Genomic DNA, 16071 nt, shown 5'->3' on the forward strand with positions numbered 1-16071 from the left:
ATTCGCCCAGCAATCAGTCGTCATATGGCTCACATTTTCTACTACGTGTTGGTTTACATGTGTTTTTAGTGAGTCTTTCGACTGTGATTGTGGTGTTGTGTTTCTTCCTCTGCGGGAAGAGGGGCTCAAATCTCACCGGTTTGACCCAGTCTGTCATCTGAATGTGTTTGGCGCCTCCAGCTGGATGGCGCCTTTTTTCATCCCTTCTATACCTTGAACTGACCCACCAGCTGCTGCTGTTTGTCCGCCAGCGCAGAGAGCTCGCGACCATTTTCGGCGGAGGTCGCCGCCTCGGCCCGAATGGTGTGGCTCACATCGCGAATATTGCTGACATTGCGGTTGATCTCGTCTGCTACCCGACTCTGCTCCTGCGCCGCCCGGGCAATCTGCTCGTTCATCTGATGGATGGTGGAGACCGACTGGATGATCTGCTCCAGCACCTGTACCGAGAGATCTACCTTGGCAAGCGTCTCGTCAGCTTGGTCATGACCATCGCGGATCGCATTGACCACAGCACCAGTACCTGATTGCAGCTGGCTGATCAGGTTCTGGATCTCGACAATGGCATTCTGGGTACGACCTGCCAGATTGCGCACTTCATCGGCCACCACGGCAAAACCTCTCCCCTGTTCACCGGCTCGCGCCGCTTCAATGGCCGCATTGAGTGCCAACAGGTTGGTCTGCTCGGCAATCCCCTGGATTACGATGAGGATGTCATTGATGTTGCCGCTGTTGGCCGAGAGATGCTCGGCTACCGGCTGGGCATCATTGATGATGGTCATCAGCTTGCGCATCGCCTCCTGGGTGTCAGCCACCACATACTTGCCTTCTTGCGCCGCGGCATCCGTCGTGTTGGCGGCAGTGACGGCTGCGCTGGCATTGCCCGACACCTGCATAGCCGTGGCACTCAGCTCTTCAAATGCCGTCGCCACCAGATCGATCTCCTGATACTGGGCCTGCATGCCGCTGCTGGTGCGCTCAGCCACTTGCGCGGCTCGCTCGGCACTGTTGCGCGTACCGGAGACGGTATCAATCACCTGACTGATGGTGGATTGCAACTTGTTGAGGAAGCTGTTGAACCACTTGGCCAGCTCGCCGATTTCGTCTTGCCGCTGGATCTCGATACGCTGGGTCAAATCCCCCTCACCGCTGGCGATATCCTTGAGGCGGGCAACCACGGCGCGGATGGGCGCCACAATCTGGCGCGCCATCAACCAGATAAAACTTAGGGCCACCAGCGAGATCAAGATGCCGATCAACAGTTGCGAGACCACGCTGCGACTGGCCTCGCTGGCCAGTTCATCCTGCAGTTGCTGGGCCGAGGCCAGCACCACGGTGCGCGGCAATTCAATGTAGATACCCCATTTACGTTCAGTGCCACGCATGGAGACCGGGACAAAGGTCTGCAACAAGGTGCCATCGCTGCTCCAGCGAGTCAGCTCCTGACCCTGACTGAGCCAGCCTTTCAGCTCGCTGGCCAGCCCCTGATACTTCTGATCCAGCCCACGCCCCATGGTCACATCGAACTCATCGGCTCCCGCCACGCGCCCCTCGTGACTGACCAGCAAGATTCTGCCCTTGCCGTCATAGAGCTCCTTGTCCATGGTACTGACCAGACTCTGCAAAGTGGCCAGCGAGATATCGACCCCGACCATCCCCAGCAAGGTCTCCTGCTCCAGTAGCGGGACCGTCACCGAGGTCATCAATATCTGTTTATCGCCCACATCGTCCAGATAGGGCTCCAGCAGGCAAAGGGCACGGGTGCGAATGCTGCAGCGATACCACTCGTTTTCGATGCCACCAGCCTCGGTCGGGCTCTCATCGGCCAGTACATCCTCATTCTGCACTTCCGGCTCTATCTTGCCGTTGTCATAGGCCCAGTAACTGGAAAAACGCCCCTTGTCGTTGGAACCCAGCGCCGTTGAGCCCTGATAGTTGCTGTCTTCCCCATCCAGCTGGTCAGGCTCGAACACCGCATAGACGCCGAGCAGGTTGGTCGATGAGGCTGCCGCATCGTGCAATTGCTGATTGATAGCCCCGCGCAGCGCCTCCGAATGAACGAAGTTGTCGGCCGCATTCTTGCGCTGGAACAGCACGCTCTCGGCCAGCAGACTGGCACGAAAATAGGCTTCATCAAGATAGCTGGTCACCTTGGCGGCCTGCTCTGACCCCATCGCTTTCATCCTGTTTTCGGCTGACAGCTGTGCCTCATGCATGGTGGCTTGCCGCACCTGGGACTGCATCTTGCTCGCGTTATAAATAGAGGAGGTGACCAGCGCAGCGGCCGTGACCAGCAGACAGCAACCGGCGATCAGGGTAATCCGTCCCTGGACAGAAAGAGCATTCATGCCAATATTCCTACTTCATGCAGATACAGGTAGATTATCGACTTTATAAACAAAAACTTAACCATCTCATAGCAAATCCAGCGAGAGTTGGTTTACTTCTCCCTCCTTCGGTAGCCCGACTACCAGTCCCAGCAGACGTATCGAACGCCCTTGTGCCCGCAGCAGCCCTTCCTTGAGCAGTGGTGTGAACAATGCGGCCTGATAGCCCCCTTGGCTGCGATAGACGGTAGTCTGATGGAAGTCGGCAAACTTGAGTTTAATCCCCTGCCCCATCACCTGCTCGGCAGGACACGCCAGCTGAAATCGCCGTTCCAGCTCAGGCAGCAGTTGCTGCAATACCTTCAGACAGGCCTCTTCGTCACAGAGATCGCTTGCCAGGGTGGTCTCCACCCCGATGGTTTTGCGGATCCGGTGCGCCTGCACCGGCTGTTCATCCAGCCCCCAGATCCGGGTCGTCAGCACCTCCCCCAGCTTGCCAAAACGGCTGCACAGCTCTTGTGCCGACAAAGCCCGCGCATCCTCACAGGTGTAGAGCCCCTGAGCCTCCAGCCGCTCGGCAGTCTTGCGCCCCACCCCGGGCAGTTTGCCGAGTGGCAGCTGACAGACAAATTCGGCCACTTCGTCGGGACGAATGACAAACAGACCATCAGGCTTGCGCTGCTCCGAGGCGAGCTTGGCGAGAAACTTGTTGGGGGCGACCCCGGCCGAAGCGGTCAATCCCAGTTCGGTGACGATGGCTTGCCGGATATCTTGCGCCATCAGGGTGGCGCTGCCACCACAACAGCGACTATGGGTCACATCGAGGTAAGCCTCATCCAGCGACAGCGGTTCAACCTGATCGGTATAGCGCAGGAAAATGGCCCTGAGCTGACGGGAGATATCCTTGTACACCGCCATTCGCCCCGGGATGAGTACCAGCGGTGGGCAGAGTTTTTTCGCCAGCGCGCTCGGCATGGCGGAGCGCACCCCGAACCGGCGCGCCACATAGTTGCAGGTCGAGATGACACCGCGCAGCTCGGAGGACCCACCGATGGCAAGCGGAACTTCCCGCAATGCGGGGTTGTCCCGCATCTCCACCGCGGCAAAAAAGCAGTCCATGTCGATATGGATGATCTTGCGCATACCACTGTATAAATAAACAGACATGGCATCATCTTACCCCAAGGATAACCACAGCTCTATCTCTCTCGTTACGGCTAAAATGGTAGACTCTAAAGAGACCTTAACCACCACAATGACAAGGAGCGTTCGGGATGAAATATCTTTGGCTGGGACTCTGTTTGCTGCCGCTGACCGGCATCGGCAAGAACAACCCGACGGCGGAGTGCCGCTGGTTGTACGACCGGATTGAGATACTGGAACAGGCCATCAAGAAAGGAGACACGCTGGGCACTCAGGAAGAGCTGGCACGCTGGCGTGAGGAATACAGCAAGAAACAGTGTTCACAATACGACTACTAAGCTTGGCAATATGATGTGGCCAACAACGGCAGACAACAAGCGGGCCCCGATCAAGATGACCGGGGCCCGGTTTTCAAAGCATGGCTAGTTTGATTCAGCAACAGAGTGCGCTCAAGGCAGCACCATAGGGCCAGCCACGGCGGTAGCCACATCATCCCCACGCAGCACCCGAACCAGTTCAAGCGCAAACTCGATGGCACTGCCCGGCCCCTGGCTGGTGATAAGGCGATGAGCCTCATCCCTGACGACCCGCTCATGTGACAGTTGCGATGTCGGTAGTCGGGACTGAAAGCCGGGATGACAGGTGACGATGGCACCATCCAGCAGAGCGTGATGTTGCAACACCACCACGGGGGCGGCGCAGATGGCTGCGCGCCAGCGACCAAGAGCGGCCTGCTCTTTGAGCCGTTCGATGGCCAGCGGGGTATCGCGGATCACTTCGCTGCCGGGCAAACCACCGGGTACCACGATGGCTTCAAAGTCCCGACGGGTCAGCTCGTCGATATGACAATCAGCCACCAGCTGCACCCCACGAGATGCCTTGATCTGACGCTCACCATGCGGGCAACAAGAGGCCAGCACCACCTCGATGCTGGCGCGCACCAGGGTATCGACAATCGCGACCGTCTCTATCTCTTCCGACCCGGGGGCCACCAGCACCAGTACACTCACGTTCGCCTCCTTGCAGCTTGCTCTGCCATGTAAAAGATCAGACGGCCTGACTCTTCTCTTTAATCGCCTGATAGAGACCCTGATTGACCGGTACGGCAATGCCATGCCGGGCAGCCTTGGCCAGCAGGAAGCCGGTGATGGCCTCAATCTCGGTCTCGCGTCCCAGCTCCATATCCTTATGCATGGAGGAGTAATTGTCAGCGGTCAGTTCCACCACTGTCATCACCCGACGCAGCAACTCCTCTGCCGTTGTTGCAACTCCTTCGGCGCACATCACATCCGCCACCTCCACGCAGATCTGCTGCAGGGCATCGGCAAAACGGGGGCCAGCCAGCTCGCCATTTTTCAGCTTGTAGAGGGCCGTCAGGGGATTGATGGCACAGTTGATGGCCAGCTTTTGCCACTGGCGTGCCACTATCTGCTCATCCCAACCCGCCTGACCCAATGCCTGCGCCAACTCATCTGCCAGTGATGCATGAGCCTTGGCCGCCTCGTTAAATGGCCCCAACCAGGTTTCCCCCTTGCCGGTATGACGGAACACGAAATGGCCCGCTTTCATGGCACCATGGCTGGTCACCCCGGCAATCACCGGGTTATGCGGGAACATCTGGACCACCTTCTCGGCAATCCCCATCCCGTTGTGCAGCAGTACGATCGGCACGCCAGCATCCAGATTGCCAGCCAGTGGAGCTAGGGCGCCAACCACCTGACTGGCCTTGGTCATCACCAACAGACGCTGGATTTTTCCCGGCTGGCTGGCAAATGCACGTTCGATATTGAGCAGCTGTACCTGCCCCTCCAGCGAAGTAAAGTCAAATCCGGGGTGCAGGGTAGATTGATGATGCTCACGCAACAAGACTCGAGTGGATTGACCACTGATGGTCAACAGGGAGGCAAAAACGCCGCCGAGAGCTCCGCACCCGAGCAGTGTCCACTTGGGCGCTACAGGTGGCATAACGGGTTGTCGGGAATTTTTTAATCCGCTTGGCATGATGTGACTCTGTCAGGGTAAGGGTTGCAATCCTCTCAACCTGTTACCGGGAATAAATGAAAAATAGCGCGAACGGACACTAACGGGTCCAATCTTCCTGTGCGCAGGGGATTCTAGCAGAGCACTCCCATCAAAATCAGCAAATTTGCCGTATTTCTGGTAGATTTGGCCCCCGATAACGCAACATGAGGAGCTTCGGCTATGCCGTCATTCGATATTGTCTCTGAAGTCAAAATGAACGAGGTGTTGAACGCTGTCGACAACGCTAATCGTGAACTGGCCACCCGTTTCGATTTTCGTGGGGTAGAAGCCAGCTTCGAGTTGAACAAGGAAGAGGTAAAACTGGAAGCCGATGCCGATTTCCAGCTCAAGCAGATGGTTGAAATTCTGCGCGGCGCCCTGCTCAAGCGCAACATCGAAAACAGCTCCATGGAAGTGGGTGACTCCGTTCACTCCGGCAAACGCTTCCACCTGACCGTCAAGTTCAAACAGGGGATCGAGAAAGAGATCGCCAAGAAGCTGGTCAAGCTGATCAAGGACTCCAAGATCAAGGTACAGGTCGCCATCCAGGGTGATGAAGTACGTGTCACCGGCAAGAAGCGTGACGATCTGCAAGAGACCATGGCACTGGTCCGTGGCGCCGACCTGGGCCAACCGATGCAGTTTCAGAATTTCCGCGACTGATGATGGGAGAGAAGGGCTCTCCCTTCTCCTCTTCTTTAATCGTCCGAGCATAAAAAAACCGGAGCAAATGCTCCGGTTTTTTGTTCCCCAAGTTTTATTAGAACTTGTAGGTAACAGAGAAGTAGTGGCTGAAGCCGGTGCTCTTCCACGGGGTACCGTCGTAGGCTTTGGAGCCATCTTTGGTACCGTAGGCATCCATGAAATACTTCAGGCCATAACCAACCGCGTAGCGATCGGAGTGCCAGTAGATACCGTGGAAGGTGGCCAGGTTGTCGCTGGTACGGTCAGCACGGTCATGGGTATCCAGGCCGAATTGATAATCCAGATAACCCTGGTAGGAGACAAAGCTGCCATTGCCGAAGGTATAGAAAGGCTTGAACCAGTTCATGGAGAACTGATAACCGTTCCACTCACCTTCTTCTTCGGTGAAGAACTGGTTCTCGGTGGCGTGACGTGCATACAGGTTCATGCCAACCTTGCCAAACCAGGGAACCATCACATCGGCACCCAGACCCAGCTGGTTTTCCATCTGCTTGTCACCAACGTTGTTCAGGTTGGCAATGTAAAGCTCTTGCACAGGACCAAAGGAGAGATCTTTACCTGTCAGCGCATCCAGAGACATACGCGGTGCAAACTTCATGAACAGGTTCTGACCATGGTGTTTATTGCTGTGACGGGAGTCGAAAATATCGAATACGTCGACGTAACCGTACAGGTCAAACAGGCCGGAGCGACCACCGAACTCCATCTCAAAATAGGTATCGTTGTAGTCCTCTTCACCGGTAGTGAAAGGGCGCTGGTCGATGGTGTGCATGACGTTGAACTGCATCCACTTGTAGTCATTCTTGTGGATATCACCGCTGTAGTCAGCAGCAAAGGCTGGAGTTGCGGCAGCAGCCAGCAGACCGGTAGCGATCAGAGTCTTGGTAAATTTGGCCATTTTATTGGTCTCTTGTGCGTTAGTTGAGGTTTTCCGTAGCCTGCCCACAAGGAGCGAGAGGAATTCTAATCAAATAAAATTGGGGGTGAAACAACTTCTCGGGAACTTTATCCGGAAGTGTGAATCTAATCACCCCCGATTCTACGCAAACGCTTGCTATTTGTCAGCAACTGAGAACAACTCACCCCCTTTACGGGCGACCAGCACAATCAACAACAACACGGGCAAGCCCAACAAACTGGTGCCGACAAAGAAGGCGCTGTAGCCAATCTGCTCCACCACCTGCCCCGAAAAACCGGCCAGCAACTTGGGCAGCAGCAACATCACCGAGCTGAACAGGGCGTATTGCGTCGCTGAAAACGCCACATTGGTCAGGCTGGAGAGATAGGTCACAAAAGCTGCGGTGGCGATGCCGGCGCTGAGGTTATCGAGCGAAATGATCAGGGTCAGCAGCTCCAGGTTGTGACCAACCTGATGGAGCAGGGCAAACAGCAGATTGGTGCTGGCGGTGAGCAGCGCCCCGAGAAACAGGATCCGCAGCGTGCCAAAGCGCATCACCAGCACGCCCCCCAGTGCCGCCCCCACCAGCGTCATGATAACGCCAAACACCTTGGTGATAGTGGCGACTTCGGTCTTGCTGAACTGCATATCCACATAGAAGCTGTTGGACATCACCCCCATCACCACATCCGCAATCCGGTAACAGGCGATAAGCAAAAGGATCAGCAGCGCCGAGCGACCATAACGGCGAAAGAAGTCGGCAAACGGACTCCAGACCGCCTCATAACCCCAGGCTCCGGCACTTGCCAAGGGGGCGGGCCACCCCTTTTCCTGCAGCAGTGCCTTGCGCTCTGCCTGTTGTCTGCCCTGACCGGCCAGATCGATATCAGGTTCATGGCAGAACAGCGTGGTAATCACCCCGAGTGACATCAGACCGGCCATCACCAGATAGGTGATCTGCCAGCCACGATAGTCATAGCCGCTGTTGCTGCCAAACCAGGCTGCCAGCGCCAATGCGCCGGCACCGGCGATGATCATCGCCAACCGGTAGCCAGTCATGTAGGAGGCCGCCATCGCAGCCTGCAGTCGCTCGGGAGCAGATTCGATGCGATAGGCGTCGATCACGATATCCTGAGTCGCCGAGGCAAAGGCCACCAGCAGGGCGAACAAGGCCAAATGAGTCAACCCGCTCTTGGGATCACAAAACGCCATCCCTACCAACGCAGCCGCGATCAATAGCTGGGAGAAGAACATCCAGCTACGACGACGCCCCAACAGGGTAGAGAGCAGTGGCAATGGCATACGATCCACCAGCGGCGACCACAACCATTTAAAGCCGTAGGCCAGCGCCACCCAGCTCATGTAACCGATATCGGTCAGGCTGACATCGGCCTCGCGCAACCAGAATGAGAGGGTGCCAAATACCAGCAACAGCGGCAGACCCGATGAAAAGCCCATGGCAAAGAGAATGAGTACTCGGGCTTCGAGATAAACAGCGAGCGATTCCCGCCAACTCGGTGTGCGGATCATATTCAACTACCTGACGACTTTGGAAAAGTGCGTCATTTTGGCAGGTTGATGGCAGATAGCCAAGGCGGGTAAGGAGATAGACACAAGAAGCCCGGCCAGAGAAAAGGCCCATCCCGAACGGGATGAGCCTTGCATGGTGGCGCGACGGGATCACGGTGACATACCGCATCCGGCGATGGGTTACTTGCCGGCTTTCTTGTCCGCCGGGGTTTCCGCCAGCAACACTACCTTCTTCAGGATGACAGGGCTGGTCGGCACATCGTTGGCACGCAAAATGGGGCTGTAACCGGTCTGTACCTGAGCCAGTTTGTCCAGCACCTCCATCCCCTGAACCACCTGACCGAACACGGTATAACCCGCAGAGCCACCGGCGTTGAGGTTATTGTTGTCGACCAGATTGAAGTAGAACTGGCGAGTAGCGCTGTCGACCGCCTGGGTGCGAGCCATGGCGATGGAGCCACGCTTGTTGGGCAGACCGCCACGCGACTCGTTGACCACCGGCTCATAAGTTGGCAGTTGCTGGAACTGCTGGTTATACCCCCCCCCCTGCACCACAAAATCCTGGATCACCCGGTGGAAGATGCTGCCGTCATAGCTGCCATCAGCCACGTAGCGCAAAAAGTTTTTCACCGTCTGGGGCGCCTGCTTGGACGCCAGCTCCACCACGATATTGCCGTGGTTGGTCTCCATTCTCACTTTCGGGCCCGCGAACGCCAGCGGGGCGATCAACATGGCCAGCAACCAGAGTTTTTTCATCATCAGACACCTGCGCCGTTCGGTTGACCTTTAAGGTAACCGCGCAGCGCCTCATCGGCCATGATCTGCTGCAGCACGCTACCCAGTTGCAGGTTCAGTGTAGACTCGAGATCGGCCATGCTTGGCTCGCTCGGGCTCTCCTTGCTGGAAGACATGTTGAACTGCTTGGTCAGACGGTTGCCCTGGAAATCGGCGATCACCTGCAGACTGACGCGGGACTTGGTGACATAGGTAAAGGTCTTCTCTTCCACATTGACTGCGGCGTTGGAGATCACCAGCGTCAGGTTGGTGGTGCCACTGTTGCCCACTTCGAGACCCTGACTACGCAGTCCTTCAGCCAGCCGTTCGGCCATCAGCAGATTGAGCGGACGCTCGCTGTTGACCAGCACGGGGGCTTTCTCTTTATGTTTGATGGAGAAGACGTAGGCAGCCTCACGCTTGTCTACCCCTTCCATGGTGATGCGATTGCCAGAGTAGTATTGCTGGTTGGCGGGGATCACCTGCGGATTGAGCAGCGCTGTCTCCGGCCAATGAGTGGCACACCCGCCCAGCATCAGGGCGGCCAGCAGCAAGAGTGACTTTTTCATCATGGTTTCCTTTGGCTTTAGCGTTTGATGGCTTTCAAAATAACGAATTTGCTGTTCGACGCAACGACTTGTGCGTTGGCAAACAAGCGCTTGAGTTTGTTGTGATAGTCCAGATGACGGTTGCCTACTATCCAGAGTTCACCCCCCTGAGGCAACACCCGGTGCGCATCGCTGAACATCTGCCAGGCGATATGATCGGTGATCGCCTGTAACTGATGGAAAGGAGGGTTGCAGAGGATCCGATCCGCCGAACCTACCGCCACCCCGTCGAGACAGTTATTGACCATAAAGCGGGCACGCGGCAGTGCATCGGGCAGATTGTGCTCGACGTTGAGCTGTGCCGAGGCGACCGCCATATAGGATTCATCGATAAAGGTCACCTCCACCTCGCTATCTTTGGCGAGCAGCGACAGACCCAAAACCCCGTTGCCACAGCCCAGATCGATCACCTTGCGGGCACTGTGGATGGGCAGGTTGTCCAGCATAAAGCGGGCACCGATATCGAGACTGGTGCGCGAGAAGACGTTGGCATGGTTGTGGATGAGCATGCTACTCCCCTCCAGCGGCCAGACAGTCGGGAAGGGGTTGGCCAGCGCGGGTTGCCCCGCCTGCGGCTCGCAGTGAATGAGACGCGCTTTTTTCCAGGCCAGCGAGGTACGGGTAGGCCCCAGATACTTCTCAAACAACTTGAGCGTGGAGGTATGAATATCCTTCGCCTTGCCGGCAGCGATAACGCGGGTTGCCGGTGTCACCACCGCACGCAATGCCAGCAGTTGCTGCTCCAGCAGTGCCTGATATTTGGAGACCTTGATCACCACCAGCGCAGGGGCATCGGGCAGCGGCGCCAGCGCATCCTGCAAGCGGATACCACCCGCATCCAGTCCGTTTTCGGCCAGATTGGCCAGGGTCGCCCGCTCACTGATGTAGGAGTCGGTGACGCAGCAGGGGAAGTGCGGATGCAGATAGGCGGCCAGCGCGCCAAAACCGTCATTCATGATGATGACGGGGCCCGCCTGCTCGAGGGGAGACTCCGCCAGGGTGTTGATCAGGTATTCGTCAGCCGCATCCCAGGCTTGCAGGGTCTCCTGACTCTGGCGCGGATAGCGGTAGAGCGTGAGCTGGCAATGGGGAGTGTCGAGAAGGGTTTGCATAGGAAGAGTCCAACCTCGGCTTGATTCGTGTATACAGGCGCCAGGGGCGACGCAAAGTGGCGCTATTCTAGCGAGGAGCAGGAATTTCACCAGTTCGATGCGCATCAAGGGGGCAACTGACGGGTGATTTCCCTCTTACGGGGGCTTATTCCATCCCGCGACTGCCGATAGAATGGCCCGACATTCACTCTGGAAGCCGATCCGATGACTATCCAACAACTGATTGAAGCCAAGCTGACCGCCGCCCTCTCCCCTACCGTGCTGGAGGTGATCAACGAGAGCCACATGCACCGTGTGGAACCGGGATCTGAGAGCCACTTCAAGGTGGTGATCGTCAGCGAACAGTTTGCGGGTCAGCGCCTTCTCTCTCGGCATCGTCAGGTCAACGCCATCCTGGCCGATGAACTGGCCGGCGCTGTCCATGCACTTGCACTGCATACCTACACGGCAAGCGAGTGGCAGGAGAAGGGTAAGGCACCACGCACACCAGCTTGTGTTGGCAACCCCTCGCACTCCTGAACGGCTAGCTGTCACCCATTGCTCTGACCCACCACCCTATGGGTGACAAACAAACAAAAATTAAACAAAAAGCCGCCAGCCTGCTGATCCTGACAACCATAAATAGGTATTTAATTCAGTTTTCCCTGGCGGCTTAGTCACAGCCTTACACAAGCATACCCCCATGGGGGTATTAAACTAAAAAAACCTTTAAAACCACAGCTTACAAGGAATTCAGGGGTTATTCATTGCAGGTTAATTTTGTGATGACGCAGGGATTTTGCCTATTTGGCATGGCAGAAAATGGGCCTTAAGTGGTAGACTCAAGCGCTTTTGAGTGACCTCGCATGTTGAATAATTGCTGAGCCTGACCACCCGGCGCAGCCACAACAGCGACTCATTCAACCACCCGTCGTGATGTATTTCTCGGCGCTAACCAACCTCTCTTCCCGTAACGGTAGTGCAATTAAGTATGATTACAATCAAAAGAGGACTGGACATCCCCGTGCTGGGTGCGCCAGAGCAAGTAATCTACGATGGCCCCGCCATCACCCGTGTTGCTACACTGGGCGAGGAGTTCGTGGGGATGCGACCTACTATGTTCGTCAAAGTAGGTGATCGCGTCATCAAAGGTCAGGAGCTCTTCGAAGACAAGAAGAATCCCGGCGTTAAATTCACGGCCCCCGCCACCGGCGTAGTTTCAGAGATCAACCGTGGAGCCAAACGTGTGCTCCAGTCAGTGGTCATCGACCTCGACGGCTCCGATGAGCAGGTGACCTTCGAGCATTTTGCCTCTTCCGAGCTGGCCAAGCTCGAGCGCAGCAAGGTGCAAGAGATCCTGGTTGCATCAGGTCAGTGGATAGCACTGCGCACTCGCCCGTTCAGCAAAGTCCCTGCGGTTGGCTCAGCCCCGCGCGCCATCTTCGTGACCGCGATGGACACCAACCCGCTGGCTGCCGATGCCGAGCTGATTATCAAGGAACAGCCGCAGGCCTTCCTCGATGGTCTTGCCGTATTGACCCGCCTGACCGACGGCACCGTCTATGTCTGTAAAGGCGAAGGCAGTCTGCCTCACTCCTCTTTGGCTCAGGTCAAGGAAGAGATCTTCGTCGGTCCGCACCCTGCCGGTCTGCCGGGTACCCATATCCACTTCCTGGATCCGGTCAGCAGCACCAAGGTGCAGTGGCACATCAACTATCAGGATGTGATCGCATTCGGCAAGCTGTTCACCACCGGTCAGATCTGCACCGACAAGGTGATCGCCCTGGCCGGCCCGAATGTGCTCAAGCCGCGTCTGCTGCGTACCCGTCTGGGGGCCTGCATCAGCCAACTCACCAACAATGAGCTGCGTGCCGATGAAAACCGCGTCATCTCCGGTTCCCTGCTGAGCGGCGCCAAGGCTGAGGGTGTTCACGACTATCTGGGTCGTTACCACAATCAGGTCTGTGCACTGGGCGAGGGTCGCGAGAAAGAGTTCCTGGGCTGGATCAACCCCAGTGCCAACAAGTTCTCCATCACCCGCACCACCCTCTCTCATCTGATGAAGGGTCGCCTTATCAACTTCACCACCACTACCAACGGTAGTGACCGTTCCATGGTGCCTATCGGCAACTATGAACGGGTGATGCCACTCGACATCCTGCCTACCCTGCTGCTGCGGGACATGGTCTCCGGCGATACCGACGGTGCGCAAGCACTGGGCTGCCTGGAGCTGGATGAGGAAGATTTGGCCCTCTGTACTTTCGTTTGCCCCGGCAAGACCGAGTACGGCCCTATCTTGCGTGAGTGCCTGACCAAGATTGAACTGGAAGGTTAAGCGATGAGTTTCAAGCAACTTCTTGAAAATATGGAACATCACTTCGAACCGGGTGGAAAGTACGCCAAGTACTACGCCCTGTTCGAAGCGGCGTATACCCTGTTCTATACCCCGGGTAGCGTTACCCGCAATGCCGCCCACGTCCGTGATGCGCTCGATCTGAAGCGCATGATGATCATGGTGTGGCTGGCCGTGTTCCCGGCCATGTTCTGGGGCATGTACAACGTTGGCAACCAGGCCATCGCCGCCATTGCCCACATGGGCTCGGCAGCCGGTGCCAGCAGCTGGCAATATGCCCTGGCCACCATGCTGGGCGCCTCCCTCGATCCGTCTGTTGCCGGTATCGGCAGCAAGATGCTGATTGGCGCCACCCACTTCTTCCCGATCTACATCACCGTCTTCTTTGTCGGTGGTTTCTGGGAAGTGCTGTTTGCCATGGTGCGCAAGCACGAGATCAACGAAGGCTTCTTCGTGACCTCCATCCTGTTTGCCCTGATCGTGCCGCCCGAGCTGCCCTTGTGGCAAGCTGCGCTGGGCATCACCTTCGGTGTGGTAATGGCCAAGGAAGTGTTCGGTGGTACCGGCAAAAACTTCCTGAACCCTGCGCTGGCAGGTCGTGCCTTCCTGTTCTTCGCCTACCCAGGCCAAATCTCCGGTGACGCAGTCTGGGTTGCCGTTGATGGCTACTCCGGTGCAACCGCGCTGAGCCAGTGGGCTCAGGGCGGCCAGATGGCGCTGATCAACGGTGCCACCGGTCAGGCTATCAGCTGGATGGACGCTTTCCTTGGCAACCTGCCGGGTTCCATCGGTGAAGTCTCCACCCTGATGATCCTGCTGGGTGCGGCCATGATCGTCTATATGCGCATCGCCTCCTGGCGCATCATCGCCGGCGTGATGGTCGGTATGATCGCCACTTCCCTGCTGTTCAACGTCATCGGTTCCGATACCAACCCCATGTTCAACATGCCGTGGCACTGGCATCTGGTACTGGGTGGCTTCGCCTTCGGTATGGCCTTCATGGCGACCGACCCTGTCTCCGCCGCCTTTACCAACAAGGGCAAGTGGTGGTACGGCGCCCTGATCGGCGTGATGGTCGTGCTGGTTCGCGTGGTCAACCCTGCGTTCCCGGAAGGCATGATGCTGGCCATTCTGTTTGCAAACCTGTTTGCTCCCCTGTTTGACCACTTCGTCGCTCAGGCAAACATCAAGCGGAGGATTGCTCGTGGCGTTTAATAAAGACTCAACCTTCGGCACCATCAGCGTGGTCACCGGCCTCTGTCTGGCCTGTTCCATCGTGGTATCCGTTGCTGCCGTTGGCCTGCGTTCTACCCAAGAGGAGAACAAGGCGCTGGATAAACAGAGCAATATTCTCTCCGTAGCCGGCGTGGACATCAGCGATGTAGCCAAGCGCGATCTGGCCAAGCTGTATGGCGACAAGATCGAAGCCCGTCTGGTGGATCTCGCCACCGGTAACTTTGTTGACGGCGATGCCGACAACTTCGATACCAAACAGGCGGCCAAAGATCCGGCGCAAAACATCCGTCTGGCTGCTGCCGAGGACAAGGCTGGCCTGCGCCAGATCTCCAAGCTGGTTCCGGTGTTCTTCGCCAAGGATGCCGATGGCAAGATCGACAACATCATCCTGCCCATCTACGGTCAGGGTCTGTGGTCTACCATGTATGCCTTCGTCGCGGTTGCCGCTGATGGCCAGACTATCAAGGGCATCACCTACTATGACCACGGTGAAACCCCTGGTCTGGGCGGTGAAATCGAAAATCCAGCCTGGCGCGAGCTGTTTGTCGGCAAGAAGCTGTTCGATCAGGATGGCATGCCGGCGCTGCGCGTCATCAAGGGTCACGCTCCGGCGGGCTCCGAGCACGAGATCGACGGTCTCTCCGGCGCCACCCTGACCGGTAACGGTGTACAGCATACCTTTGACTTCTGGATGGGTCCCAAGGGCTTCGGTCCTTTCCTGGCCAAGGTTCGTGCAGGAGAAATCAACAATGGCTGACAAGAGCGAAATGAAAAAGTTGCTGTTGACTCCAGTGCTGGGCAACAACCCCATCGCCTTGCAGGTGCTGGGGGTCTGTTCCGCACTGGCGGTTACCAGCCAGATGAAGACAGCGTTTGTAATGACCCTTGCGGTCATGGCGGTCACCGCCTTCTCAAACCTGTTCATCTCCCTGATCCGCAACCAGATCCCGAACAGCGTGCGGATCATTGCCCAGATGGCGATCATCGCCTCGCTGGTTATCGTGGTTGACCAGGTGCTCAAGGCGTATGCCTATGACATCTCCAAGCAGCTGTCAGTCTTCGTCGGTCTGATCATCACCAACTGTATCGTGATGGGCCGCGCCGAAGCGTACGCCATGAAGAGCGCGCCGCTCCCTTCCTTCCTGGATGGTATCGGTAATGGTCTGGGCTATGGCGCCATTCTGCTGAGTGTCGCGACCGTGCGTGAACTGCTGGGCTCCGGCACCTGGTTTGGCATCGAGCTGCTGCCGCTGGTGAACAACGGTGGCTGGTATGTACCCAACGGCCTCCTGCTGCTGCCGCCGAGTGCATTCTTCATCATTGGTCTGATCATCTGGGGCGTGCGCACCAAGGATCCCAAGCAGGTGGAGGCGAAGGATTAAGG

General features: G+C 57.0%; 16 protein-coding genes. 7 read left to right on the plus strand and 9 right to left on the minus strand.

Going from position 1 to position 16071, the window contains the following annotated elements; all coding sequences use genetic code 11:
• Positions 1-206: 206 nt before the first annotated feature.
• Entirely contained in the window at positions 207-2348 is a 2142-nt protein-coding gene (locus I6L44_RS11660; protein WP_216951898.1) for a methyl-accepting chemotaxis protein, read from the minus strand.
• Between the two features lie 66 nt (positions 2349-2414).
• Positions 2415-3470 carry a DNA polymerase IV gene (gene dinB / locus I6L44_RS11665; RefSeq protein WP_216954444.1) on the minus strand — a complete coding sequence of 352 codons (1056 nt, stop codon included), beginning with the start codon at positions 3468-3470 and terminating at the stop codon, positions 2415-2417.
• A 131-nt stretch (positions 3471-3601) separates the two neighbouring features.
• Here dinB and I6L44_RS11670 point away from each other — a divergent pair, with 131 nt between their 5' ends.
• Entirely contained in the window at positions 3602-3808 is a 207-nt protein-coding gene (locus I6L44_RS11670) for a hypothetical protein (protein ID WP_101530802.1), read from the plus strand.
• Positions 3809-3919: 111 nt separating this feature from the next.
• Here I6L44_RS11670 and I6L44_RS11675 read toward each other — a convergent pair whose 3' ends face one another.
• The gene (locus I6L44_RS11675) at positions 3920-4480 is read right to left on the minus strand and encodes a DJ-1 family glyoxalase III (RefSeq protein WP_101530803.1); all 561 of its coding nucleotides are present in this window, start codon (positions 4478-4480) and stop codon (positions 3920-3922) included.
• A 37-nt stretch (positions 4481-4517) separates the two neighbouring features.
• Entirely contained in the window at positions 4518-5471 is a 954-nt protein-coding gene (locus I6L44_RS11680; protein ID WP_216951899.1) for a ketopantoate reductase family protein, read from the minus strand.
• A gap of 201 nt (positions 5472-5672) precedes the next feature.
• Here I6L44_RS11680 and I6L44_RS11685 point away from each other — a divergent pair, with 201 nt between their 5' ends.
• Entirely contained in the window at positions 5673-6155 is a 483-nt protein-coding gene (locus I6L44_RS11685) for a YajQ family cyclic di-GMP-binding protein (RefSeq protein ID WP_216951900.1), read from the plus strand.
• A gap of 97 nt (positions 6156-6252) precedes the next feature.
• Here the strand turns inward: I6L44_RS11685 and I6L44_RS11690 are convergent, their stop codons facing one another.
• From I6L44_RS11690 to I6L44_RS11710, 5 genes are all read right to left on the minus strand, one after another.
• Positions 6253-7095 (minus strand): outer membrane protein OmpK, encoded by an 843-nt coding sequence (locus I6L44_RS11690; RefSeq protein WP_216951901.1) that lies wholly within the window; start codon positions 7093-7095, stop codon positions 6253-6255.
• A 156-nt stretch (positions 7096-7251) separates the two neighbouring features.
• Positions 7252-8631, minus strand: coding sequence for an MFS transporter (locus I6L44_RS11695; protein WP_216951902.1), 1380 nt, complete (start codon positions 8629-8631; stop codon positions 7252-7254).
• Positions 8632-8805: 174 nt separating this feature from the next.
• Complete coding sequence (locus I6L44_RS11700; RefSeq protein WP_216954445.1) at positions 8806-9381, minus strand: peptidylprolyl isomerase; 576 nt, start codon at positions 9379-9381, stop codon at positions 8806-8808.
• A 2-nt stretch (positions 9382-9383) separates the two neighbouring features.
• A complete protein-coding gene (locus I6L44_RS11705) occupies positions 9384-9968 on the minus strand; it encodes a YajG family lipoprotein (RefSeq protein WP_047435490.1) in 585 nt (194 codons plus the stop codon).
• 17 nt (positions 9969-9985) lie between these two features.
• Positions 9986-11119, minus strand: a complete 1134-nt coding sequence (locus tag I6L44_RS11710) for a methyltransferase (RefSeq protein WP_216951903.1) — start codon at positions 11117-11119, stop codon at positions 9986-9988.
• Between the two features lie 204 nt (positions 11120-11323).
• Between I6L44_RS11710 and I6L44_RS11715 the strand changes: the two genes are divergently transcribed.
• The 5 genes from I6L44_RS11715 to I6L44_RS11735 all read left to right on the plus strand — a co-directional run bounded on the left by I6L44_RS11715 (position 11324) and on the right by I6L44_RS11735 (position 16069).
• The gene (locus I6L44_RS11715; protein WP_005343682.1) at positions 11324-11638 is read left to right on the plus strand and encodes a BolA family transcriptional regulator; all 315 of its coding nucleotides are present in this window, start codon (positions 11324-11326) and stop codon (positions 11636-11638) included.
• Between the two features lie 451 nt (positions 11639-12089).
• On the plus strand, positions 12090-13433 hold the full coding sequence (locus I6L44_RS11720; protein ID WP_216951904.1) for a Na(+)-translocating NADH-quinone reductase subunit A: 1344 nt from the start codon (positions 12090-12092) through the stop codon (positions 13431-13433).
• A 3-nt stretch (positions 13434-13436) separates the two neighbouring features.
• Entirely contained in the window at positions 13437-14666 is a 1230-nt protein-coding gene (locus I6L44_RS11725; protein ID WP_216951905.1) for an NADH:ubiquinone reductase (Na(+)-transporting) subunit B, read from the plus strand.
• Positions 14656-15444, plus strand: a complete 789-nt coding sequence (locus I6L44_RS11730; protein WP_005343676.1) for a Na(+)-translocating NADH-quinone reductase subunit C — start codon at positions 14656-14658, stop codon at positions 15442-15444. Before I6L44_RS11725 ends, I6L44_RS11730 begins: the two co-directional genes overlap by 11 nt.
• Entirely contained in the window at positions 15437-16069 is a 633-nt protein-coding gene (locus I6L44_RS11735; RefSeq protein ID WP_033114212.1) for an NADH:ubiquinone reductase (Na(+)-transporting) subunit D, read from the plus strand. The genes I6L44_RS11730 and I6L44_RS11735 overlap by 8 nt, the downstream gene beginning before the upstream one ends.
• Positions 16070-16071 lie beyond the last annotated feature (2 nt).

This window comes from Aeromonas sp. FDAARGOS 1414, from assembly GCF_019047065.1.
GTDB lineage: Bacteria > Pseudomonadota > Gammaproteobacteria > Enterobacterales > Aeromonadaceae > Aeromonas > Aeromonas veronii_A.